Origin of the sequence: Embleya scabrispora DSM 41855 (assembly GCF_000372745.1) — a bacterium.
Lineage (GTDB): Bacteria > Actinomycetota > Actinomycetes > Streptomycetales > Streptomycetaceae > Embleya > Embleya scabrispora.
In genome coordinates this window covers 51283-74125 of record NZ_KB889741.1, presented here as the reverse complement: position 1 = coordinate 74125, position 22843 = coordinate 51283, and the positions used below count along the sequence as shown (strand labels likewise).

Annotated in this window: 18 protein-coding genes, 2 pseudogenes and 1 riboswitch; of the genes and pseudogenes, 11 read left to right on the top strand and 9 right to left on the bottom strand. The window is 72.0% G+C overall.

What is annotated here, in order from left to right; genetic code table 11:
* Window position 1 precedes the first annotated feature (1 nt).
* Both A3IC_RS0149830 and A3IC_RS72855 read right to left on the bottom strand, forming a co-directional pair.
* Window positions 2-1681, bottom strand: coding sequence for an ABC transporter ATP-binding protein/permease (locus A3IC_RS0149830; protein ID WP_040878855.1), 1680 nt, complete (start codon window positions 1679-1681; stop codon window positions 2-4).
* An 83-nt stretch (window positions 1682-1764) separates the two neighbouring features.
* Window positions 1765-4710, bottom strand: coding sequence for a helix-turn-helix transcriptional regulator (locus tag A3IC_RS72855; RefSeq protein WP_158696432.1), 2946 nt, complete (start codon window positions 4708-4710; stop codon window positions 1765-1767).
* A 533-nt stretch (window positions 4711-5243) separates the two neighbouring features.
* Between A3IC_RS72855 and A3IC_RS0149820 the strand changes: the two genes are divergently transcribed.
* On the top strand, window positions 5244-7046 hold the full coding sequence (locus A3IC_RS0149820) for a hypothetical protein (RefSeq protein ID WP_020557537.1): 1803 nt from the start codon (window positions 5244-5246) through the stop codon (window positions 7044-7046).
* 129 nt (window positions 7047-7175) lie between these two features.
* On the opposite strand, the gene A3IC_RS0149815 is transcribed toward A3IC_RS0149820, so the two are convergent.
* Window positions 7176-7550 carry a hypothetical protein gene (locus tag A3IC_RS0149815; RefSeq protein ID WP_020557536.1) on the bottom strand — a complete coding sequence of 125 codons (375 nt, stop codon included), beginning with the start codon at window positions 7548-7550 and terminating at the stop codon, window positions 7176-7178.
* A gap of 245 nt (window positions 7551-7795) precedes the next feature.
* On the opposite strand from A3IC_RS0149815, the gene A3IC_RS0149810 reads away from it, so the two are divergent.
* Complete coding sequence (locus A3IC_RS0149810) at window positions 7796-8425, top strand: hypothetical protein (RefSeq protein ID WP_020557535.1); 630 nt, start codon at window positions 7796-7798, stop codon at window positions 8423-8425.
* 3 nt (window positions 8426-8428) lie between these two features.
* On the opposite strand, the gene A3IC_RS0149805 is transcribed toward A3IC_RS0149810, so the two are convergent.
* Entirely contained in the window at window positions 8429-9154 is a 726-nt protein-coding gene (locus A3IC_RS0149805; protein ID WP_020557534.1) for a flavodoxin family protein, read from the bottom strand.
* A gap of 291 nt (window positions 9155-9445) precedes the next feature.
* On the opposite strand from A3IC_RS0149805, the gene A3IC_RS0149800 reads away from it, so the two are divergent.
* Entirely contained in the window at window positions 9446-9847 is a 402-nt protein-coding gene (locus A3IC_RS0149800; RefSeq protein ID WP_020557533.1) for a WXG100 family type VII secretion target, read from the top strand.
* A gap of 3 nt (window positions 9848-9850) precedes the next feature.
* A complete protein-coding gene (locus A3IC_RS0149795; RefSeq protein ID WP_020557532.1) occupies window positions 9851-11977 on the top strand; it encodes a DUF6571 family protein in 2127 nt (708 codons plus the stop codon).
* A 162-nt stretch (window positions 11978-12139) separates the two neighbouring features.
* Here A3IC_RS0149795 and A3IC_RS61180 read toward each other — a convergent pair whose 3' ends face one another.
* A complete protein-coding gene (locus tag A3IC_RS61180) occupies window positions 12140-12775 on the bottom strand; it encodes a uridine kinase family protein (RefSeq protein WP_020557531.1) in 636 nt (211 codons plus the stop codon).
* 124 nt (window positions 12776-12899) lie between these two features.
* On the opposite strand from A3IC_RS61180, the gene A3IC_RS0149785 reads away from it, so the two are divergent.
* From A3IC_RS0149785 to A3IC_RS0149775, 3 genes are all read left to right on the top strand, one after another.
* Complete coding sequence (locus tag A3IC_RS0149785; protein ID WP_020557530.1) at window positions 12900-13220, top strand: DMT family transporter; 321 nt, start codon at window positions 12900-12902, stop codon at window positions 13218-13220.
* Window positions 13217-13765, top strand: a complete 549-nt coding sequence (locus tag A3IC_RS0149780) for a TetR/AcrR family transcriptional regulator (protein ID WP_020557529.1) — start codon at window positions 13217-13219, stop codon at window positions 13763-13765. The genes A3IC_RS0149785 and A3IC_RS0149780 overlap by 4 nt, the downstream gene beginning before the upstream one ends.
* Before the next feature lie 260 nt (window positions 13766-14025).
* Window positions 14026-14610 carry a TMEM165/GDT1 family protein gene (locus A3IC_RS0149775; RefSeq protein WP_020557528.1) on the top strand — a complete coding sequence of 195 codons (585 nt, stop codon included), beginning with the start codon at window positions 14026-14028 and terminating at the stop codon, window positions 14608-14610.
* 31 nt (window positions 14611-14641) lie between these two features.
* Here the strand turns inward: A3IC_RS0149775 and A3IC_RS0149770 are convergent, their stop codons facing one another.
* Window positions 14642-15490, bottom strand: a complete 849-nt coding sequence (locus A3IC_RS0149770; RefSeq protein WP_158696431.1) for a TIGR04222 domain-containing membrane protein — start codon at window positions 15488-15490, stop codon at window positions 14642-14644.
* Window positions 15491-15694: 204 nt separating this feature from the next.
* Between A3IC_RS0149770 and A3IC_RS68165 the strand changes: the two are divergent.
* The 3 genes and pseudogenes from A3IC_RS68165 to A3IC_RS0149755 all read left to right on the top strand — a co-directional run.
* A pseudogene (locus tag A3IC_RS68165) lies at window positions 15695-15841 on the top strand (LLM class F420-dependent oxidoreductase); the annotation flags it as partial.
* Window positions 15842-16251: 410 nt separating this feature from the next.
* Window positions 16252-16410: riboswitch (cyclic di-AMP (ydaO/yuaA leader) on the top strand.
* Window positions 16411-16416: 6 nt separating this feature from the next.
* Complete coding sequence (locus tag A3IC_RS63735) at window positions 16417-17388, top strand: peptidoglycan endopeptidase (protein ID WP_020557525.1); 972 nt, start codon at window positions 16417-16419, stop codon at window positions 17386-17388.
* A gap of 213 nt (window positions 17389-17601) precedes the next feature.
* Window positions 17602-18309 carry an MBL fold metallo-hydrolase gene (locus tag A3IC_RS0149755; RefSeq protein ID WP_020557524.1) on the top strand — a complete coding sequence of 236 codons (708 nt, stop codon included), beginning with the start codon at window positions 17602-17604 and terminating at the stop codon, window positions 18307-18309.
* Window positions 18310-18350: 41 nt separating this feature from the next.
* On the opposite strand, the gene A3IC_RS61170 is transcribed toward A3IC_RS0149755, so the two are convergent.
* Both A3IC_RS61170 and A3IC_RS61165 read right to left on the bottom strand, forming a co-directional pair.
* Window positions 18351-19391: an ROK family protein gene (locus tag A3IC_RS61170; protein WP_020557523.1), complete on the bottom strand. Its 1041-nt coding sequence runs from the start codon at window positions 19389-19391 to the stop codon at window positions 18351-18353.
* Window positions 19388-20872, bottom strand: coding sequence for an APC family permease (locus tag A3IC_RS61165; protein ID WP_040878832.1), 1485 nt, complete (start codon window positions 20870-20872; stop codon window positions 19388-19390). The genes A3IC_RS61170 and A3IC_RS61165 overlap by 4 nt, the downstream gene beginning before the upstream one ends.
* Before the next feature lie 225 nt (window positions 20873-21097).
* Between A3IC_RS61165 and A3IC_RS0149740 the strand changes: the two genes are divergently transcribed.
* On the top strand, window positions 21098-22330 hold the full coding sequence (locus tag A3IC_RS0149740; RefSeq protein WP_020557521.1) for an ROK family transcriptional regulator: 1233 nt from the start codon (window positions 21098-21100) through the stop codon (window positions 22328-22330).
* A 176-nt stretch (window positions 22331-22506) separates the two neighbouring features.
* Here A3IC_RS0149740 and A3IC_RS72205 read toward each other — a convergent pair.
* Window positions 22507-22692, bottom strand: a pseudogene (locus A3IC_RS72205) (transposase); the annotation flags it as partial.
* Window positions 22693-22843 lie beyond the last annotated feature (151 nt).

Below are 22843 nucleotides of genomic sequence, written 5' to 3'. Positions count from 1 at the left end.
CTCAGGACCCGGCCCGCGGACATCGGCGGGCCAGCACCGCGCAGGTCGCGGCGACGAACAGCACGGCGCAGCCCGCGAGTATCACCCAACCGAGCGCGGGCGGGTGGTCGAAGCTGTCGCCGTAGGAGGCGAGCAGCGGCGGGCCGAGCGCGGAACGGCTGTGTGCCCAGCGCCCCGGCAGGTCCAGATCGCCGCCCAGTGCCTCGAACGCCCACCGGTTGGTCATCGCGTAGCTGAGCGCGTGTCCGATCACGGGCATCCGGGGTACCGGCACGAACGCGCCGGAGAAGAGCACTTGGGGAAAGCACAGCAGCGGCAACATCAACGTGGCCTGGCCCACCTCGGTGACCGCCGCGGAGGTCAACAACCCGAGCGCGAGCGCCGCGGCGGACGCCAGCAACAGCGTCGTCAGCAGGGACCCGTAGACCCCCCAGGACGCGGCGGGCAGCCGGTCCAAGGCGCGCAGCACGGCGAGCAGCAGCACGTCGGCGAAGGCCAGGACGGGCAGCAGCACGGTGAACTTGGCCGCGACGTAGGGCCCGATCCGCAACACGGTCAGCCGTTCGCGGCGCACGATCGGCAACTCCACGCAGATCTGCAACAGCCCGTAGGTCAGCCCGAAGAAGAAGCCGCCGAAGGCGATCCAGAACAGGATCATCGCGGCACCGGACGGACTGGGGTCGGCGGGGTCGAACGCGCCGGGCCGAAAGAGCATCGCGAACATCGCCACGATCACCAGCGGTGAGCCGATCAGCATCGCGGCGGCCAACCGGTCGCGGGTGATCAGTTCGAGGTCGCGGCGGGCCAGGATGGCCCACTGCCGAAGCGCCCGATCGGCTCGCGCCGCGGGCCGATCCGCCGCCCCGGCCGCCTCCGGGCCCGGTCCTGGTCCCAATTCCGGTTCCAGTGCCCCCACTTCCGGTTCCAATTCGAGTTCCGGCTCGCGTTCCGCGTCCGCGCTCGCACCGCGCGAGGCCACCGCGGCGTATACGTCGGCCTCGGTCTCGACGCCGAAGTGGGCGCGCATCGCCCGCGGGTCCCCCACGTACGCGAGCCGCCCGTCCGGGGCCAGGAACACCACCCGGTCGCACCGGACCAGATCGGCCGGCGCATGGGTGGTCAGCACGACGGTGGTGCCGGCCCGGGCCAACTTACGCAGTACGAGCATCAGTTCCGCTGCGGCGGCCGGGTCCAGGCCGGACGTGGGTTCGTCCAGGAACAACACCCGGGGCCGGGTCAGCAACTCGACGGCGATGCTCGCGCGTTTGCGCTCGCCGCCGCTGAGCGCGCCCACCCGCCGATCCGCGCACGCGGTCAGGCCCAGGGCGGCCAGCGTGCGGGCGACCGCGGCGTCCACGCCCTCGTCGACCGGCTCGCGCAACGCCGCGGCATAGCGGAGGCTGTGTGCCAGCGGCAGTGCCCGGTGCAGGATGTCGTCCTGCGGGACGTAGCCCAGCCCACGCGCGTCCGGTCGGCCGCCGTCGTGGCGCACCTCGCCCGCGCTGGGCAGCCGGATCCCGGCCAGGGTGTCCAGGAGCGTGGTCTTGCCCGATCCGCTGCTCCCGGCGACGGCGGAGACCTCACCGGCCTCGGCGACCAGCGAGACGTCCCGAAGTACGGTGCGTCCCGCGACCGTTCGGCTCACCCCGCATGCCGCGACGCGTACTCCGTGCTCCCCCACGACCACCCCCGACGGCATGCCCCCGAAATACCGAACGGACCATGTATAGCCCGTCCGACCCGACCAGGGCACCCCGCTCGGGCCTATCCGGCGAGGGGTTCGTCGTCCACCAGGCGCATGCGGTGGGCCAGTGCGGCGGCTTCGCCGCGCGTGGCCACCTCCAGCTTGGCCAGGATGTTCGACACATGCACGCTGGCCGTCTTGACGCTGATGAACAGGGTCTCGGCGATCTGCCGGTTGCTGCGCCCCTCGATCAGCAGACGCAGCACCTCCCGCTCGCGGGGCGTGAGGTCACCGGCCTGGTGCGCCGCACGTCCGGCACCGGTTCCAAGGCGGCCCGGCAGGTCGATCCGGGCCCGGCGGGCCAGCAGTTCGACCTGGTCGCGCAGCGGCGTCGTGCCCAGTCGCCCGGCGGCGCCGTGCGCCCGGGCCAGGGCCGCGCCGGCCGCGGCCCGATCGCCGGCGGCCACCAGCGCGGCGCCGAGGTCGGCGTGTGCCAAGGCGGTGGGATACGGCTGGGTGGTCGACTCCCAGGCCGCTACCACGTCCTGCCACTGCGCGACGGTGGCGCGGCCCTCGGCCCGGTCCAGGTGCGCGACCAACGTCAGTGCCTGGGTGCGGTCCAGTTCGCAGTGCACGGCCAGCGCGGCACCCGCCGCCCGGATCCGAGCCGACTCGGCCCGAATCGCCTCGGTGGGCTCGTCCTCGGCGTACGCGCGCGCCGCCTCGATCAGCAGCGGGAAGGCGAACCGCTGGTTGCCGACCCCGAAGCCGGCCCGCAGTTCCGCGTCCAGGATCTCGCCCACTTCGGCCCGTCGCCCCAGCGCCCGGGCCAGTGCGATCTCGGCGCCGGACTGCGGGATTCGGTGTTGTGCCTCCTGATACATGCCGCGTGAGCTTTCGCGCGCGTGCGTCAGGTGGCCGGCGGCCTCGGACACGTTGCCGCGAACCAGGTGGGCCATGGCCAGCACACGTTCGGCGTGTCCGGTGGCGCATCCGTCGGCGTCGTACTCACGGATGTCGTCCACCGTCTTGGCCACCTCGTCCCAGCGGCCGAGCGAGAACAGACTCTCCGCGAGGTTGCCCAGGACGAATGCGCCCGTGTTGCGGATCACGCCGCGGTCGCGGGACAGGTCCAGCGCCCGGCGGGCCGCCTCCACCGACTCGTCGTGTCGGCCGACCCCTTCCAATACCGAGGCCCAGTTGCCGAGCACGTAGACGAGCGTGTCCGGCTTGCCCTCCCGCGCCGCCTCGGCGACACGGACCGCCTCCAGTCCGTGCGCGAGCGCCTGCGACTCGTCGAGTTCGCCGCTTCCGGTGAGGAACCAGGACAACGTCTGGAGGGTACCGGCGATCATGTCCTGGTCGTCCAGTCGCCGAGCGATCTCCAGGACCTGCCGGGCGATCCGGGTCGCCTCCCCGGCGACCCCCTCCAGAAAGTGCGCGCGGGCGATCCGGATCATCACGTTCGCGTACTCGATCGATTCCGGCCGGTCCTGCAACAGCCGTTCCGCGTGCTCCAGTTCGACCATGCCCGGACCGCGACCCAACCGGCTGAGCGTCTTCGCCCGCTGGGTCCACAGCGCCGCCGCCCGGGCCGGCTCACACTCCTCGTCGACCAGGGCCAACGCCTGGCGCAGCAAGGCCAGTTCGCGGTCGCCGGAGTTGTCGTAGCGGGCCGCGACGATGGCGCCGTCCAGCACCTGCGCCAGCGTCGTGCCGGTCAGTTGCTCGGGATCGGGGACCTGGTCCCACATGGTGATCGCGCTCTCGTACAGCGCCCATGCCTCGCCGAACGCGTATCGGTCGGCGGCGGCGGCCGCGGCGGTCACGCTCGCGGGCAGCGCCAGGGCCGGTCGGGCGGCGGCGATCCAGTAGTGGGCCCGGCGGTCCACGTGGTCGCGGTGCGCCGGCAGTTCACCGCGCTCGACCAGGGTGTCCAGGGCCTCGGCGAACGCCGCGTACATCCGGGTGCGTTCGCCCGGAAGCAGGTCGCCCAGGGCCGCCTCGCGCACCAGCGCGTGCCGGAAGGAGTAGCCCTCGCCGTCCGCCTCCGCCACCAGGACGTGTCCGGACACCGCCGCGCGCAGCGCCGTCTCCAGCGTGTCCGGATCGAGGCCGGCCACCTCGGCGAGCAGCCGGTGCTCGACCCCGATGCCGCCCACGGCGGCCAGCCGCACCACCCGTCGGGCCTGCTCGGGCAGTTGCTCGATCCGGATCAGCAGCAGGTCGCGCAGCGTGTCGGAGAGACCGGCGAGCCGGCCGTCGCGGACTCCGGCGGCGAGTTCCTCGACGAAGAACGCGTTGCCCTCGGAGCGCTCGAACACCTGCTGGGTGAGGGCGCGCGAGGGGGTGCCGCCGAGCAGGCCGGTCAGGTGTTCCTCGACCTGGGGCATGGTGAGTCGGCCGAGTTCGAGCCGGGTCACCGTGCGGATCCGCTCCAGTTCGGCGACCAGTCGGCGCATCGGGTGGCTGCGGTCCATCGCGTCCGCACGCAGCGTGCCCACCAGCAGGATCCGGCCCCGGCGCAGCGAGCGGACCAGGAACGCGAGCAGTTCGCGGGTGGCCGAGTCGGCCCAGTGCAGGTCCTCGAAGGCGACGATCAGCGTGCGGTCCTCGCCGACCCGCTCCAGCAGGCGCAGCGCCGACTCGTACAGTCGGGCCCGCTCGGGCGCCGGGCCGTGGCCGGGTTCGGCGGCCAGGGCCGGCGAGATCCAGGCCAGTTCGCGGCGCCGGTCGCCGACGGCGGCCTCGAAGTCCTCGCCGAGCGCGTCGGCGAGGGTGCGCAGGATCGCCGAGAACGGTGCGAAGGGCAGCCCCTCGGCGCCCAATTCGAGACACGCGCCGACTGCGACCGTGGTCTGCTCGGCGCGCCCGGCCGCCTGGACCAGGAACTCCTCCAGCAACCGGGTCTTGCCGACTCCGGCCTCCCCGGTCGTCAGCACGACGCGGGGTTCGCCTCCATCGGCCTCACGAAGCGCCTCGACGAGTCGCCCCAACTCGGGCTCGCGTCCGACAAAGAGTGGCACACCGCCAAGAACAGTCACACGGCGCAGCTTCCCATGCGGCCCGCGGCGACGGGCAGAGCGGGTGGGTGGGCCGGCCGGGGGCCGGGGCGCAAAGGCTCATCCGGCGGCCGGCCCGGTCCCGGATCGGGCCCGGTCGGCCCGGGTGAGGGTGTACTCGACCCCGCCCCGGGGGGTCTCCAAAGGATCGACACCCGGCCATCCTCATCGAGCGCGCCCGATCGAGCCGGCGAATTTCGCCGCGCCCCGCGCCCGACGTCCCGCGCCCGGGCATCCCGCGCCGACCGAGCGGGGCAACCCCGCCGTACGGTCGACCGGCCGGCCCTCGTAGCATGGCCGGCGATCAACCGCCGTAGCGCGCCCCGCCGGGTGCTTCGGTCCCGGTACGCGCCGCGGGGATCGCCCCCATCGGTCGAGATGCGCCTCGTCGCCCCTCCCCGACCGGGTGCCGCAGCGCAGTCGCCCGGTACGGGCACCTCGCCCGGACCACGTGCACACCTGTGGCGAGCCGTAGCCCCCGGAAGGACCCGACACCCATGCCCGTCGCCGAGGCCCGGCAACGCACCGATCCCCGCCGGCTCGTGCGCCGGATCTCCGTCCGGCTGCGCGGCGGGCGCGCGGCGGACCTGTGGATCGGTGCCCTGTTCCTGGTCCTGGCGTGGTGGCTGTACAAGGACCTGTGGGCCGACCTCGACCGCGCCTACCTGGTCAACGGCGGCCAGGACCAGAACATGTGGGAGTGGTTCTTCGACGCCACCGCCGACGCGGTCCGCAACTTCCGCGACCCGCTGGTCTCGGACCTGCAGAACCATCCGCTGGGCGTGAACATGATGGCCAACACGGCCATGCTCGGCCTCGGCATCCCGCTGACCCCGGTCACCCTGCTCTTCGGCCCCACCACCACGTGGGCCCTGGTGCTCACCGGTGGCCTGGCCGGCAGCGCCTTCGCGTGGTATCGGTTGCTGGCCCGCCGGCTGGTGCGCGCCACGCCGGCCGCGGTCCTGGGCGGCGCACTGTGCGGCTTCGCGCCGCCGATCGTCTCGCATGCCAACGCGCATCCGAACTTCGTGGTGCTGTTCGTGATCCCGCCGATCATCGAGAGGCTGATCCGGCTGTGGCAGGACGAGCGGCCGATTCGCGACGGGGTCGTGCTCGGGCTGCTGATCGCGTTCCAGATCTTCATCGGCGAGGAGCCGCTGCTGTTCGCCGCGGTCGGGCTGATGGTGTTCGGGACCGTGTACGCCATGAACGCGCCGGACGCGGCGCGGGCGGCGGCCCGGCCGTTGGGCACCGGGCTGCTGATCGGCGCCGCGGTGTCGATGGCGCTGGTCGCCTACCCGCTGTGGGTGCAGTTCTTCGGACCGCAGCACTACTCCACGCTCGAACACGAGTCGGGCAACGACCTGGCCGCGTTCACCGCGTACGCGAGCGACTCGCTCGGCGGCGACCGGGCCGGCGCGGCGGTGCTGTCCGAGGGAACCACCGAGGAGAACGCGTTCTTCGGCTGGCCACTGGTGATCCTCACCCTCTTCCTGGTGGCCTGGCTGCGCCGACTGGCCGTCGCCCGCGCCGCGGCGATCACCGCGGCGGTGGCGGCGCTGCTGTCGCTGGGCCTGGAGATCGTGGTCGACCACGACGACACCGGCCTGCCCGGTCCGTGGCGGTTGGTGAACGACCTGCCCCTGTTCGAGTCGATCCTGGAATCGCGCTTCACGCTGGTCTGCGTCCCGGCCGTCGCGGTACTGCTGGCCCTGGCCACCGACCGGGTCCTCGACTCGGCGCGGTCCGTCCCCGAGGGGCGCGAGGTCCCGGTCCGGCTGATCTGGGCGGCGGTGCTGACCATGGCGCTGTTGCCGATCGCGCCCACGCCGCTGGATGTCCGGGACCGGCAACCGGTGCCGAAGTTCTTCGCGGACGGCGGGTGGCGGCCGTACGTGGACAACGGTTCCGTCGTGGTGGTGCCGCTGCCCAACGTCGGCGACGCCACCGCGCTGCACTGGCAGAGCGTGGCCGATCTGGGCTTCCCACTCGCGGAGGGCTACTTCGTCGGTCCGTGGGGTCCCGATCGGATCGGCGTCTACGGGGCGGACTACAGCCCGACCTCGGCGCTGTTGGGCCGGGTCGCCGCCGACGGCGCGGTTCCGGAGATCACCGAGGATCAGCGCCGCGAGGCCCGTGCGAACCTGGCCCACTGGCGGGCCGACGTGGTGGTGTTGCCCGAGCATCGCCATCGGGCCGAACTCGCGGCGACGCTGACCGCCCTGCTCGGGCCGGGCCGGCAGGTGGCGGACGTCCAGGTGTGGGACGTGCGGCACCTCGGCGGGTCGGCGGCGCGGTAGGGCGGCCGCTCGGTGGTCGGTTGCCCGGTCTGTTGCGCGGCTGTTCGGCCGTTCGGTTGCCCGGTGGTTCCCTTGGTGCCCGGCTGCTCGTGAGACCAATTGGACTCGCGCGCGACCGGCACCGTGCCGTTACCGCGCCTCGGTGGGGGTGGCCGCCGCCTCGTCCAGTTCGATCCTGAGCACCAGTGCGGCCGAGTCGCCGGCGACCTCCGCACCGGGACGCTCCAGCCGATAGCTCAATGTGACGTGGGCGCCCGCGTGCGGGAGGATCTCGGCGGCGGGCACCTTGAACAGGACCGGTCGGCCCAGCGCGTGCCCCGTGATCGGCACGCAGACGGTGAAGGCCGCGGTGTCCGGGCCGTGCCAGGACAGGGTCAGCAGGTCGCCCACCGCCATGTCGGGATACGGGTCCACTCGAACGGTCGCCTCCAGCGGGACCTGGTGGGCATCGAGGACATCCGCGACGGCTTGGTCCACGGTGGGCGGCGGCAACGGATCGGGCATCCTGGGCTCCTTCGCGGTGCCTGCGCGGCGGTGACGGCACGATCGGCCGCGGCCCGGCGCGCGCGGGACTTCGGTTCCGATCCCGGGTCGACCCCGGCCGACCCGGCGATCGGCGACCGCACGCCTACTCATGGTTGCCCAGAACCGCGCCGCCCATCCGTGCGTTCACGCCCTCGGCCCCGCACGTGCCGCTCGTTCGGCGGTATGACGGTACACTCGGCCGGGCAGGGCCTAGGCTGCGTCGGGTGGGTTGCGACCTGGTCTGGTATGCCGCGTACGGGTCCAACATGCACGCCGCGCGGCTGGACTGTTACCTGCGCGGCGGCCGACCGCCCGGCGGTATGCGCACCTATCCCGGCTGCCGGGACCCCTCCGCGCCACGCGCCACGCGCCCGGTGGTGCTGCCGGGCCGGATGTACTTCGCCTTCGAATCGAAGAACTGGACCGGCGGACTCGCCCTGTACGACCCGCTGGATCCGGGCCGCACCCCCGCCCGGGCCTACCTGCTCACCACGTCGCAGTTCGGCGACCTGGCCGCGCAGGAGATGTACCGCGCGCCCGGAGTCGACCCGGATCTGAGCACGCTCGCGACCATCGGACGGGCCACGCTGGGTCCGGGTCGCTACGAGACGGTCGTCCGGGTGGGGACCGCCGACGGGCATGCGATCCTCGCCCTGACCGCCCCCTGGCGCAGCGCCGACGCGCCGTGGAACGCGCCGGCCGCCGCCTATCTGCGGCACCTGAGGGCCGGCCTCGCCGAGTCGCACGGCTGGTCCACGCTCCGCGCGGCACGCTACCTGGCCGGCTGCCCGGGCGCGGCCGGCACCTGGACCCCCGAGGCGATCGCCGCGCTGCCGGACCTGCCGACGTCGTAGGGCTCAGCGATAGTCCGGGTTCTCGAAGTCGTAGCGACACCCCGCGGCCCAGCCGGAGCGCTGATTGCCGTACGCCGGGATTCCGCCCGCGTCCTTGAGCATTCGGGCCAGGTGCATCAGGTTCCAGGTCATGAACGTCGTGTTGCGGTTGGTGAAGTCGTTCCCCGGACCGCCCGAACCCGGGTCCAGGTAGGACGGCCCCGGCCCGACCTCGCCGATCCAGCCGGCGTCCGCCTGCGGCGGGATGACGTAGCCCAGGTGCTGGAGGCTGTACAGCACGTTCATCGCGCAGTGCTTGACGCCGTCCTCGTTGCCGGTGATCAGGCAACCGCCGACCCGCCCGTAGTACGCGTACTGCCCCGCGTCGTTGAGCAGACCCGAGCACGCGTACAGCCGCTCCACCACCCGCTTGAGCACCGAACTGTTGTCGCCCAGCCAGATCGGCCCGGCCAGGACCAGGATGTCCGCGGCCGACACCCGCTCGTACAGCGCGGGCCACTCGTCGCCGGGCCAACCCCGGTCGCTCATGTCCGGCCACACGCCGGTGGCGATCTCGTGGTCGACCGCGCGGAATTCGTCGACCGTGACCCCGTGTCGGGTCATGATGCCGCGGCTGAGGTCCACGAGCCCCTGGGTGTTGCTGACCTCGGGTGAGCGCTTGAGCGTGCAGTTGACGAACAGCGCCCGCAGGTCGTCGTAGCGGGCGGGCGGTGGTCCGTTGTCGGTCATCGGAGGCTCCCGGGTCTGCGTCGACGGGTACCACGACAGCGTCTCCCGCCCGCCCCGGGATCGCCGGCACATCGGCCCGAGCCCCGCACGAACGGCGGCACGTCACCCACTCGGGCGGCACCCGCCACCGGCACCGGCACGCCCGTCGAGCGCCCGTCGTCGAGATCCCGATCCGGCATCTTCCGCCCTGATGCCCGCGCATTGGTTGATCAAGTCGGCGCCGGTGGTCTTGGATGGCCGGGTACCACAGGTGTATGACGCGTATCGCACTGGTGACTCGGGGGTTACACCATGACGACCGACTTCGACTCGATAATCAATCCGGGGATGCCCCGGTTGGCCAAGAGTCCCTACGCCGCGACGAACACGCCCAACCCGCGCCCGGGTTGCGCGCCGCAGGCGCCGGATGTGCACGTCGAGCCCGGCACGCTCGACTCCGCCGCCGGCCGACTGCGGGAGATCGCGGGCGACTTCCGCAGTGCCGGCCTCAAGGGCGTCACCGCGCTCGAGCCGGCTTCCAAGGCGCTGGCCGGCTTCGATCTGGCCAAGGCGCTGGACGGCGCACACACGGCCTGGCACGACCGCACCATCGCGGTGGCCGACACGCTCGCGGGCCGGGCGGGCAATCTGAGCAGCACGGCGAGCAACTGGCGCAGCACCGAGAAAACCGTCTGCACGACGTTCGGAGGCTGAGCCGTGGTCGACTTCATCCACCTGCGCGATGTCGACCTGGGCACGCTGACCACCGCCGCCGAGGTGTGGGCCACGTTGCCCGACCGCATGCACACCCAGCACGGCGACGTGGACCGCGACGTGGTCTCCCCGCTCGCCAATGGCGCCTGGAAGGGCTCCGAGGCGAACACCGGGATCGGCGAACTGCGCACCATGTCGGGCCAGATCGAGGACGCGCACACCGAGGCGGCGGCGCTGCGCACCGTGCTGCTCGACGCCGCGGGCGACCTCAAGACCGCGAAGGAGCACCTGGCCAAGGCGATCGCCGACGCGGTCGACCAGAAGCTGACCGTGGACGACAGCGGCGGCGTGCACTGGACGGCGCCACCGTACGCACGCAACCTGCCGCCGGACGACTACGACGCGGTGACCAAACCGCTCAAGGAGGCGGCACAGGCCATCGCCGACCGGATCGGCAAGGCACTGACCGAGGCCACCGCCGCCGACCAGCGCGCCGCGTTCGCATTGAACGCGGACACCCGCGGCGAGGACCCGAAGAAGTTCAACGGCAAGGCGGTCGGCGCGGGGCCGGCCCAGGACGCCCGTCGGGCGACCGACCTGGCCAACCGGCTGATGATGCTCAGCCCGGCCGAACGCGGCGAACTGCGCAACCTGCTCGCCGCCAACGCCGACGATCCGGCGTTCGGTACGCCGTTCCTGAACCAGCAGGGCCCGCGCGGCACCCTGTGGCTGGCGGGCATGATCGCCAAGCTGGGCGCGGGCAGCGATGTGCCCAAGGACCAGCAGGAGGACCTCAAGGCCATCCAGGCCGATCTGGGCCGGGTGTTGGCCGCCGGGACCGGCAAGGGGCCCGGACCGCACGTCGATCAGAATTGGATCGACGAACTCGAGCGGGCCGGCCGGGAGAAGACCGACATCGGACTGTATTCGTTTCAGCCCTACGGTTACCAACTCCTGGGCACCCTGCTGGACACCGGGAATCAGGACACCGATTTCCTGCGCCGGATCGGCCAGGACATGCGTGCCATGGAGCGGGACGATCCCGCGGTATGGCTCAAGAACACCCCGTCGGGGGCGATGTACAACGGGTTCCGGCTCGACATCACCGACGGGCACGGCGCGGGGCTCGACCCGATGACCGGCCTGATGGCCGCGTTCGGCAACAACCCGGAGGCCGCGAAGGAGTTCTTCGATCCGGCCGAGCACCCGGGCGAGGTCGCCTACATGCTCAAGGACCGGCACTGGCTGATGGACTGGGACGGCGCCGGGCCGATTCCCGAGGGCTACACCCCGCCCGGCTACGACCAGTTGGGGCGCGCGTTGGAGGCCGCCGCCACCGGCCGGGTGCCCACCGGCGGCTACGGTCTGCCCGGCGGCGACCATCCCGTGCACGACGAGACGATGAAGCAGATCATGCGCGACACCGTCTCGGCGCTGGGCGGGGAGGACGGGAAGCAGGGCAAGTTCCCGGCGATCATGCGCGACAGCGTGGGCAACATGGTCGCGTCGTACATGGGCGACGGCGTGTACGACCAACTCGTGGCCAAGGACGGCCGGAACGGTTCGATGTTCCACGACCAGGACCTGATGCGGGTGATCACCGCCGCCGGCACCGATCCCGAGGCATTCGCGGTCATGCACGGCGCCACCGTCAACCATGCCGCCGACGTGTTGGCCCATCACCCGGTGGTCAAGGCGCCGGGCGCGTTGCCGGCCATGGACGTCGAGGCCCGGCAGGCGTTCAACGCGCTCGGGACCATGGACGGTCTGCGTGACGAGTCGATCGTCGCAGCGCGCGAGGCGGGGGTCACCGAGGCGACCTGGAACCGCAAGTTCCAGTACCTCACGACCGCGCAGGTCCTCAGCTACATCCCGCACGTCGGCATCCCCGCCGGCCGGATGATGGACTGGTACACGGCGCACGCGCTGGCCGCGGACACCGCCGGGCTCGAACACGGTTCGGGCCTCGGCCGCACCGAGAACTACTGGAGCGGCTGGTCGAGTTCGACGGCGATGGCCGAGGAGTACGCGCGGGCGAACAACGCCGATCCCGAGGAGATCGCCGACCTCGCCGAGGACCGCCGGTCCAACGCGATGGACGTCGCGCCACGCCGCCTCGGGCGCAAATAGGCGGGATTCGCGGGGACTTGCTCGTCCCGCGCCGGGGGTGAGCCCGCGCGCGGGACGGGCGGCGCGCGTGCGGTCCGGGGCGGTGTCCCCGGCGAGGTGGTGTCTGCGACCGCGCGCCCGGCCGGCGCCGCCGGCGTGTGATCCCTCCCCACCCCGAGGCGGCTACCGTCGACCGCCCCTGCCGGCAGGTATCCGCCGATCGGCGCCGGCCCCGGCCTCACCTGGCCCGCCGGTCCCGTCGACGCGCAGGTGCGGGCGGGTCCAGGGGCGGTCTTCGGCCAGGTGTGCGGCCTCGGCGGCGCGCCACAGCCGCCAGAACCAGGCGACCTGGGGACCGTCCCGGTCCAGGGTGCGAGCGGCGGCGAGCTCGCCGGGCGTGTCGACACGGATCCGCAGCGCGGTCACCGGGCCGAGCTCGCGCCGGGCCGCGCCGACCCCCTCCAGGATCAACACCGGCGCGGCCGGCACCTCGCTCCAGCCGCTGACCCGATAGCCGGCCCAGTCGTAGGTGTCGCAGCGGGTCGCCTCACCCCGGGCGAGCGGTTCGAGCAGTCGAGCGCGCAGTCGCGGCAGCCAGCCGAAGAAGTCCCCGGGCCGGGCGAAGTCGTCCAGACGCACCACGGGCGCACCCCCCAGCCGCACGGCGAGCGCATCGGCGAGCGTGGACTTGCCGGACCCGCCGATCCCGTCCACCGCAACCAACCGGGTCGCACCGATCGACGGCGGCGACGCGACGGCACGCGCGGCGAGTCGAGCGGCCGTCACGCCCCAGTGCGGATCCGGCCGTTCGATGGACACCGACGCAGCCTACCGACCGATTCGCCCTGGACATCCCCACACCTCGGACTTGTACATTTGTACTTGTACATCTGTACCACTGCGTCCGCAGCACTGCGTCCGCACCACTCGGAGGGAGAAGCTCGTGGCCTGGCTGTTCCTGGGACTGGCGATCTCGTGTGAGGTGATCGCGACCAGCCTGCTCAAGAGCACCGATGGGTTCACCCGGCTGTGGCCGACCCTGACGTGTCTGGCCGGCTACGCGGGAGCCTTCTACCTGCTGACGCTGTCGTTGCGGCAGTTGCAGGTGGGCACGGCCTACGCGATCTGGTCCGGCCTGGGGACCGTGGCGATCGCGCTGGTCGGGGCGGCGTTCCTGAACGAGCCGGTGACGCTGCTCAAGGCGTTCGGGATGGCGCTGGTGATCGCGGGCGTGGTGGTGCTGAACCTGGGTGGTGCGCATTGACCGCGACCCGCGATCCCGAGGGTCGGCGGCTGCGGATCGTACGGGGTGCGTGCGAGGTGATCGCCGAGGTGGGGGTGGGCAACACCACGCATCGCCTGGTCGCGGCCCGGGCCGGTGTGCCGTTGGGGGCGACGACGTACTACTTCGCGTCGCTCGACGACCTGGTCGCCGCAGCGCTCGCGTACGCGTCGGCGGAGACGGTGGCGCTGCTGGACGAGTGGGTGCGGCGGGCCCGCGACGCCGAGGACCTGCCGGCGGTGCTCACGGCGCTCACCGCCGAATACCTCGCGGACCGCCCGCGCGCGCTGGTCGAGTACGAGTTGTATCTGGCGGCGGCTCGCAGCCCGCAACTGCGCGGGTTCGCCCTGGCGTGGGTCGAGGGGGTCGGCGACTTCCTGTCCGCCCGGGTCGGACCGCGGGCGGCCGCGGCGGCGCTCGTGGTGCTGGACGGCACCATGTTGCAGGTGCTCACGCTGGACGCGGTGCTGGACGAGGACCAACTGCGCTGGTCGCTGGCCCGGGTCCTGGGATCGGCCGCGCCGTAGCCGGCCGGGTGGCGAGGTGCGGTAGGGTCTGCGGCAGCGAAGGGGAGTAGCCCCGCGAACCGGTCGTCGACATGCTGGAGTCCTCGGACTCCCGGTGGCCGGGCCCGTGCCTTGTGCGGGCGGGCGAGACCTTCGGCCAGGTATCGACGCATCCGCGTTCCGCGCGGGTGCACCCGTCGTGCCGGGCCGAGTGGTCCTCCGGTCGCCGAGCGGCGCCTTCGTGAAGATCCGGGGCCCGGCTCTCGCAGAAAGCCACCCGGATGCACCTCGACCCTCTGGCGATCCTGACCGCCTTCGGGCTCATCTTCCTCGCCGAACTCCCGGACAAGACCATGTTCGCGTCGCTTGCCATGGGCACCCGCATGCGACCGCTGTACGTCTGGTTCGGCACCTCGACCGCGTTCGTCGTGCACGTCGCCATCGCCGTCGGCGCGGGCGGTCTGCTCGGCCTCCTTCCCGGCTGGATCGTCAAACTCGTCTCCGCCGCGCTGTTCGGCTTCGGCGCCTTCATGCTGCTGCGCGGCGGGGCCGGCGACGACGACGAGGTCACCGCGGGCAAGACCGTCACCGGTTTCCGGACGGTCTTCTCGACCGCGTTCACAGCCGTGTTCATCAGCGAATGGGGCGACCTCACCCAGATCACCACCGCCAACCTGGCGGCCACCAACGGCACCTGGTCCACCGCGATCGGGTCGGCCGCGGCACTGATGTCGGTCTCCGCACTGGCCCTGCTCGCGGGACGGTTCATCGCCAAGCGGGTCCCGCTTCTGATCGTGCAGCGAATCGGCGGCGCGTGCATGCTCGGGCTGGCGATCTGGTCCCTGGTGGAGGTGTTCGCCGGCTGACCCGCGTTGCCGCTCGCCCGGGCCCGCCCGGTCAACTCGACGACGGCGTGGGAGGTGGCGACATCAGGGACGAGCGGACGATCGGATCAGGGATCGCTTCCGGGCCGAACACCGCGATCCGGGTCAGCACGTCCTCGTCGGTGTCGGTCCACACGGTCGGCGGCATCGTGCGGAGTTCCACGATCCGGGCCCGGCCGGCCATGGTCTGCGCGGCGAGGGACTTGGCGAACAGCCGCGGTACGAGGACGATCAGCGCGAAGAAGACGACCGCGGCCCAGGCCGGGGAGCCGCTCACCGCCTCGGCGAAGCTGAGCACGACGCCGAGCAGCAGGACCACGCACAGGCCGCCGATGCCGCGCGGGTCGACGTCCTGCTCGGTCAGCAGGAGTCCGTCCTGTTCCAGCCGGGCCCGCACCGGACGCCATCCGGCGGTCGGGCCGGGCCGGGCGACGGCGTCCACCACCGGCCCGACCAAGGCGGTGCGCGCCGGACCGACCGCGTCGAAGACCGTGCGCTCGATCTCGTCGTCCGGCCGTGGCGCGAGCAGGCTGACCCGACGATCCGCACCGATCACCGCCCGTCGACGGCGATGCATCGCCACCAGCGCGACCTGGGCGAACCGAGTCGGACCGCCCACCAGCAGCGCGATCTCCCAGACGTCGAGGGGGCGCCCGGCGGTGGGCGGCGCGGGGTGCCTGCGCAGCCGGTACGCGCGCGCGAAGCGGAGCAGCCAGGCGACCACGAAGTAGCCCACGCAGACCAGCGTCAGGACCAGGTACAGCCGAGCCGGACCCGTCGGCGCGGACCAGTCCGCCAGGTCCCGGCCCGCCTGCGGGTCGCTCGACGCCCACGCCGTTCCCGTAGCGACGCTCTCGCGCACTGCGGCGATCATGCCCCACCCCCGGTGTTCCCGATCGGCGCACTCGTCGGCCACGCCCGTGCGCACCACAGTGCCGCCTCGCCGCACGCGTGTCCGGTGGAAACCCCTCGGTCGCGACACGGGTCGTGGCGCGGCGCGGGCATCGCGCGGGTTTTCCGCCGAGCCGGTCGGACACCCGCGTCCCATGGTCAAGATCGGCTACACGACGTGGGCGCGTTCGTCGACGCGGTGCGCCCGTACGTCGAGGCCGGGTTCACCGAGGTCGCGCTCGTCCGGATCGGCGGTGAGACCCGGCACGCGTTGTTGGACTGGGCTCGAGACCGGCTCTTGGCGGCGCTGCGCGAGTTGTGACGGCGGGGATCGCGCCGGCGCGGAGCGGGCCGGGGGCGAATCGTTCGATCGCCGGCATGTCCGGCATGCCCCTCGGGCGAACCGTCCGAAATGTGATGTAGACCGCACGGATAAAACGGACATAAACTATATAGCCGACTTCATGTAGTAATTCATTTCCTGCCGCGCGCAACGAATCTCGATTATTTTCCGTGACCGGATGATCACGCCACTCTCCGAGATATGTCCTCGTCACCACCGGTGCGCCGAGCGAGACCGGGACGAGATGTCGCCTTTATTCCGCCTTTACGCCGGAGGCAAAGTCCGCGTTTCGGTTGTGATCCGGCATGCGCATTGCCTACCTTTCTCGCCGATTCACCTTTCGGGTGAACCCCGCCGCCGGTACGCCGAATCCCGTCGCCGGCAGCGGGAGGTCTACATCGAAGAATCCGACGGGAGCGGGGGAACCAGGTGAATCGCCGTGGCCGGGATCGTTCCGGTGACGGCTAGGGGTGAAGTCGCGTGTCGCGCGACCGGGCTGCTCCAGTCCGAATCCGACAGCTCACCTCGTAGGCGACAGGAGAGGACCCCATTTCATGCTGTCCGCAAACGCTCGCCATCGCGCCGCTCGACCCACCAACGTCCGCCGCTTCGTCGCGGCGGTGGGCATCGCCGGCATGGGGGTCGTGATCCCGGTCGCCGCTGCCGGTACGGCCCATGCGTACGCCCCCTCCACCTCCGAGCAGGTCCCCTCCGGTGCCTCCGCCGTGCTGTCGGCGACCCCGACCGCCGCGGTCGAGTCCGCCCCGGTCCAGGCCGCGCCCGCCGCGTCGGAGACCGCCGCTCCCGCCGACAAGGCCGGCTACGTGGTCAAGGCCGGTGACACGCTGTCCCGGCTCGCCCAGACCAACCAGGTCACCGGCGGCTGGCAGAGCCTGTACGAGCTCAACCGCGACGTGCTCCTGTCCGGCCCGGACCTCATCCGGATCGGGCAGACGCTCAAGCTGACCGGCTCGGCGCCCGCGCTCTCCAAGGCCGCCGCCCCGGCCCAGCCGAGCATCAAGGTGCAGCCGAAGACCGGCGTCACGCCCGGCAAGACCACCACCAAGCCGTCGGCCGCGCTGTCGGTCAAGCCCGCCGCCAAGGCCCCCGCCAAGCCCGCCACCGGCGGCTCGAAGGGCAACCAGGCGCCGACCGGCGGTGCGTCCACCGCGTCGAGCAGCAAGGCCGCCCAGGCCGTGGCCTTCGCCAAGGCGCAGATCGGCAAGCCGTACGTGTACGGCGCCACCGGCCCGAACGCCTACGACTGCTCGGGTCTGGTCCAGGCGGCGTACAAGTCCGCGGGCATCTCGCTGCCGCGCGTGACCAACGACCAGTTCGCCGCCGACCCGCACGTGTCGATCGCCAACCTGCAGCCCGGCGACCTGGTGTTCTTCTACTCGGGCATCAGCCACGTCGGCATCTACATCGGCGACGGCAAGATGGTGCACGCCGCCAACCCGCGCAAGCCGGTCGAGATCGCCTCGATCAACACCATGCCGATCGCCGGCGCCACCCGCCCGGTCTGATCGCCCCGACGCCCGCCGCAGCCGGTGCCGCCGTGATCGAGGACCTTCATCGGTACTCGGCGCCCGGCACCGGTACTCGGCCCTGGCGGCACCGCACAATCGCATAGTGAAACGCGCTCCCGGCGCCGTGCCCTCCGACAACACTCGGAGGGCACGGCGCCGCCGCGTTCACCGGGCACTTCGCCGGAGCAAGCAGGTGGACCGGTCCGGTTTTTGATCGACCACGCGGACGGCCCCGACAGTCCGCTGCTGCCCGCCCGTACGGTCTGCCACTGCCTCCTCGTCGAGACGGACTCCGCCGGCCTCGTCCTGGTGGAGAGCGGCCTCGGCACCAACGACGTGCCGCATCCGGACGAGTACCTGGGCGCCGAGTGGGTCGGCTACGCCGCTCCCGTCCTGGACCTGAACGAGACCGCGCTGCACCAGGTGCGTCGGCTCGGATTCGCCCCCGAGGACGTCCGGCACGTCGTGCTCACCCACCTCGACCGCGACCACGTGGGCGGACCGGCCGACTTCCCGCACGCCACCGTGCATGTGCACAAGGCGGAGTACGAGGCGGGCATCGCCGGCGGTGCCGACCGCTACCGTGCCGCGCAACTGGCGCACGGCCCGCGCTGGGCGACATACGCGAGCGAACAGGGCGACCCCTGGTTCGGCTTCGACGCGGTACGCCGACTGGACGGCCTGCCCGAGGAGATCCTGCTGGTCCCACTCGGCGGCCACACCGAGGGCCACAGCGCCGTCGCCGTGGACACCGGCGAGCGCCGGCTGCTGCACGCGGGCGACGCGTACTTCTACGGCACCGAAGTCGAAGTCTTCTCCTCCCACGACCCGTGGGAATTCCAACGCTACGCCCCCACCACCCCAAACCCTTCCGGCCCGGCCGACGCACGGCACCAACTCAGCCCGGCCGGCGCTTGAGGCCAAGCCTTCAGGCCCGGCCGGCGTTTGAGGCCAAGCCTTCAAGCCCGGCCGGCGTTTGAGGCCACCCCGGCCCCGGCGCCCGGAAAGCGCAACAACTCCGCAGCCAACGAGAGCGCCCCACACAACGCCGCATCCTGCAAAAACCGCGCCCGCACCACCTCCGGCGGAAACGGCACACCCGCGCGCACCCGCGCAACAACCGCAGCCAGGACACGCGAAGCGGAGCGCATCAGCCCACCCGTGACCGCGATCCGCTCCACGTCCAGCGTGATCGCCAAGTTGGCTACATGCACGGCCAGTTCGTCCAACGCCTCGTCGACCAGCGCCCGCACCCGCGGGTCCGGGTCGGCGAACAGCGCCGCGGCGTCCACCTCGCGGCCGAGCAGTTCGCTGCCGCGCGTGCCCAGCCCGATGCCCGAGGCGTACTCCTCCAACGGCGCGCGTCCCGCGCCGAATCCGGTGTCGTCGCGACCGCGCAGCAGGTAGCCGATCTCGCCGGCCGCCCCGTGCGCGCCGTTCAGGACCCGACCGCCCAGCACGATCGCGGCGGCGATCCCGGTGCCGACGGTGAGCAGGATCGCCGGGTCCGCGCCCCGCAGTGCGCCCCAGCGGGATTCGGCGAGCGCGGCGGCCTTGGCGTCGTTGCCGACGGCGATCCGTTCGGGCTCCAGGCCCAGCCCGTCGGACAGCGTCGTGGCCAGTGCCAGGTCCTCCCAGCCGGGCACGTTGGGCGCGAGCAGGATCCGGTCGGGCAGCACGATGCCGGGGCTGACCGCGCCGACGGCCGCGCAGTGTCCGCCGGTGGCCGCAGCGGTGTGCGCGACCAGTTCGCGGGTCGCCGCCACCGCGCGTCGGACCGCCTGGACCGCGCCCTCGCGAGCGTCGGTGGTCAGCCGCTCGCTCGCCAGTACCGTACCGTCGGGGCGCGCGGTGGCCAGCGCGATCTTGGTGCCGCCGAAGTCGATGCCGCAGACGAATGCCTCGCCCGCGCCCGCGCCGGAGCAGACGAACGCCTGCTCCGGCGCGGGCGCGGGGTCGGGAGTACCGGGGGTCCGGTCTCCTCGGTGGAGCGCCGTCATGCGGGCTCCGCGACGTTGCCGACCGCGCCCGAACCGGCGACGCCCGTACCGGCGTCGGCGTCGGACCGGTTCAGGTATTCCTCGGTGATCTCGCGTGGACCGAACGGCCAGGTCCGCTCCACCTTGGCCCACACCAGGAACGCGGCGCCGCCCAACGCCACCCACGCCAGCGCCCATTCGATCGGGTGGCGTCCGGGCGAGTTCTTGTCGGCATAGCAGAAGATCGCGACCCAACCGACCAGCGAGACCAGGGCCGGTACCGGGTACAGCCACATCCGGTACGGCCGGTTCAGGCCGGGTTGCCGGCGGCGCAGCACGATCAGTGCGGCGACCTGGGAGACCGCCTGAACGATCACCATCACCGCGGTGAGCAGCACGATGATCGTGTTGAAGTCGGTGTGGTTGCCGATCAGGAAGCCGGCCGCGGTGACCACGCCCATGGTGAGCAGCCCCACCGTCGGAAAGCGGTGTCGCGGGTGCAGCCGGGCGAACTGTTTGAAGAACACCCGGTCGCGGGCCGCGTCGAAGGGCACGCGCGAGCCGCCGAGCAGGCCGGCGAACACGGATGCGAAAGCGGTGATCAGGATCAGTACGGTCACGGTCTGGGCCGCGCCCTTGCCCCACGCCTTCTCCAGGACCAGCGAACCGATCGAGGAGGAACCGGAGATGGTGTCGGTGTCGGTGACTCCGAGCACGCCGATCTGCATGATCAGGTAGATCGCCATGATGCCGACGATGGAGTAGACGATCGAACGTGGCAGTACCCGGCCGGGGCTCTTGATCTCGGCGCCGAGGTAGGCGGTGGTGTTGTAGCCGAGGTAGTCGTAGATGCCGATGTTGAGGCCGCCGACGAAGGCGAGCCAGAAGCCGGTGGTGCCCAGATCGAAGGCGCCGTCGGGGTAGGTGAAGGCCAGGTCCGCGTCGAAGTTGGTGTAGCACGCGATGATCACCGCGCCGACGCTGATCAGCATGACCACCCACATGATGGTGCTCAGCAGACCGATCGACTCGATCTTGCGCCACAGCAGCAGGACCACCAGGGCCACGACGCCGACGCCGACGAAGTCGCCCTCGGTCTGCGACATCGAGGGCCACAGGTATTGCAGGTACTGCACCATGCCCAGCACGCCGGTGGACATGATCAGCGGGATGAACAGGATCGCGGTCCAGACGAACAGGAACGGCATCAGCCGGCCGGTACGGTACTGGAACGCCTCGCGCAGATAGATGTACGTGCCGCCGGCGCCGGGCATGGCCGCGCCGAGTTCGGCCCAGATCAGCCCGTCGGCGAGGGCGAGCAGGGCGCCGGCGAGGAAGCCGAGGATGGCCTGCGGGCCGCCGAAGGTGCCCACCATCAGTGGGATGGTGACGAACGGACCGATGCCGCACATCTGACTCATGTTGATCGCGGTTGCCTGGAACAGGCCGATCCGGCGGACGAATCCGCCGTCCGGCGTGGTCGCTCTTGGGCCGGCGCTCACCGTGAACCTCCAGAACAGGGGACGCCCCGGGGGACTCCGGGGGTCGGAACGGGGGTGCGGAGGAAGGGACTTCGTGGTGCGATCCGGCGCTTGGCGCCACCGGTTTGTAAAGTAAAATTCCTTAACTAACTCCCGTCAAGGGCGAGTCCGGATCCGCCCCACATCTTTGCCCTTCCATGGCCGTTACAGTGGCGCGAGCACCTCGACAGCACTGACGGAGAGCCGATGACCGCAGGTGGGATCCCACCGGAAAACGACCCGCCCGCCGTGGCGCACTGGAACCGGGGCGTGCTGCGCAGCATCAACGAGCGCGTACTCCTCGACCGGGTACGCGCCGCAGCGCCCATCTCGCGCGCCCAACTCGCCCGCGACACGGGCCTGTCCAAACCGACCGTGTCCACCGCACTGGACGCGCTGGAACGCGCCGGGCTGGTGCGTGCGGTGGGTCTGGAGACCGGTGCACGCGGTCGGGCGGCGCTGCTGTACGAACCCGATCCGACCGCGGGCTACGTCGTGGGGATCGATGTCGGCCGGTCCTGGATCCGGGTCGCGGTCGCCGACCTGGACGGCCGGTTGCTGGCTCGGCAGGACCGGCACAACCGGGCCCGCACCTCGGCGACCATGCTGGCCACCGCCACCGATCTGGCGCAGACCGTGGTGGCGGACGCGGGCCTGACGCCGACCGCGGTGGTACACACGGTGATCGGCTGTCCGGGTGTGTACGACCGTGCGGCCGACCGGATCCGCTACGCGGTCAACCTGCCCGGGTGGGGTCGTCCGGGGTTGCGCGGGCGGATGGAGAGCGCGCTGGGCACCACCGTGGACATCGTCAACGACGCCAACCTCGCGGCGCTGGGCGAGTACCACAGCGGGGCCGGCGTGGGCTGTCCGCTGTTCGTCTACGTCACCGTCGGAACCGGCCTGGGCATGGGCATCGTCGCCGACGGGCGGCTGTTCCCCGGAGCCTCGGGCGCGGCCGGTGAGATCGGCTTCCTGCCGCTGTCGCCGCGGCCCTCGGACCGGGTCGGGCACGGGGCGAGCGCGCCGGTACCACGTCGCGGCATGCTCGAGGACGCGGTCTCGGCCGACGCCGTGGTGCGCGGCGCCCGGGCACTGGGCATGACCGGACCGCTCACCGCGAAGGGCGTCTTCGACGCGGCGCGGCGCGGGGTGGAGCCGGCCGCCGGCGCGGTGCGGCACGAGGCGCAGCGGCTGGCGCACGTGGTGGCCGCGGTCACCGCGGTCCTCGATCCCGAACTCGTGGTGCTCGGCGGCGGGATCGGCGCGAACGCCGATCTGCTGATGGGCCCGATGACCGCCGCGCTGCACGAGTTGACCCCGTTGCGACCACGGGTGGCGGCGAGCGGCCTGGGCGAGGAGGCGGTCCTGTTGGGCGCGGTCGCCACGGCGGTGTCCACAGCCCGGGAGCGAGTCTTCGCCCACCACGCACAGGGCTAGGGCGTGTCTTCAACCCCCGGTCGGGCTCCGCGGGGTTCGGTGCCGGGCGTCGGTCGGCCCCGTCCTCGGGTGGGTGTGGGTCGATGGGCCACCTCGCCGAGGCGGCCGATCAGGGCGCGCAGCACCCGAGCCCGGTCCCGGTCGGCGCTCGCGAGCCGCTCGTGCGGCAGCGTGGGCAGCCCGGACCAGGTGCCGTCGGCGGACCAGCGGCGGTGCCGGGCGTGGACCGTGCGCCACGGGCCGAATCGGGCGGGCAGGTCGCGCCATCGGGCGCCGGTCCGGAAGCGGAACAGCACGCCGTCGACGACCTGTGGGTAATCGCGCCACCGGCCGCCCGGACGGCCGGCGTCCGGGAGCGTGGGGGCGCGCGGGGCATGGAGGCCGGTGGTTTCCGGTTGCGAGGACCGACCCGGGCAATGAACACCCGGTTGGTGTCCGCGGCCCGTCGGACCGGTTCCGTTTGATTCAAGGTCTGGACCAATACTCGGTTTGGTATAGACCATTGACACCCTG

Excerpts from the sequence above, each read along its gene's own strand:
- A3IC_RS0149815 (WP_020557536.1), bottom strand. The coding sequence starts at position 7,550 with ATGCCCGATCCGTTGCCGCCGCCCACCGTGGACCAAGCCGTCGCGGAT.
- A3IC_RS0149820 (WP_020557537.1), top strand. The coding sequence starts at position 5,244 with ATGCCCGTCGCCGAGGCCCGGCAACGCACCGATCCCCGCCGGCTCGTG.
- A3IC_RS61170 (WP_020557523.1), bottom strand. The coding sequence starts at position 19,391 with ATGACGGCGCTCCACCGAGGAGACCGGACCCCCGGTACTCCCGACCCC.
- A3IC_RS0149740 (WP_020557521.1), top strand. The coding sequence starts at position 21,098 with ATGACCGCAGGTGGGATCCCACCGGAAAACGACCCGCCCGCCGTGGCG.
- A3IC_RS0149800 (WP_020557533.1), top strand. The coding sequence starts at position 9,446 with ATGACGACCGACTTCGACTCGATAATCAATCCGGGGATGCCCCGGTTG.
- A3IC_RS0149775 (WP_020557528.1), top strand. The coding sequence starts at position 14,026 with ATGCACCTCGACCCTCTGGCGATCCTGACCGCCTTCGGGCTCATCTTC.
- A3IC_RS63735 (WP_020557525.1), top strand. The coding sequence starts at position 16,417 with ATGCTGTCCGCAAACGCTCGCCATCGCGCCGCTCGACCCACCAACGTC.
- A3IC_RS0149805 (WP_020557534.1), bottom strand. The coding sequence starts at position 9,154 with ATGACCGACAACGGACCACCGCCCGCCCGCTACGACGACCTGCGGGCG.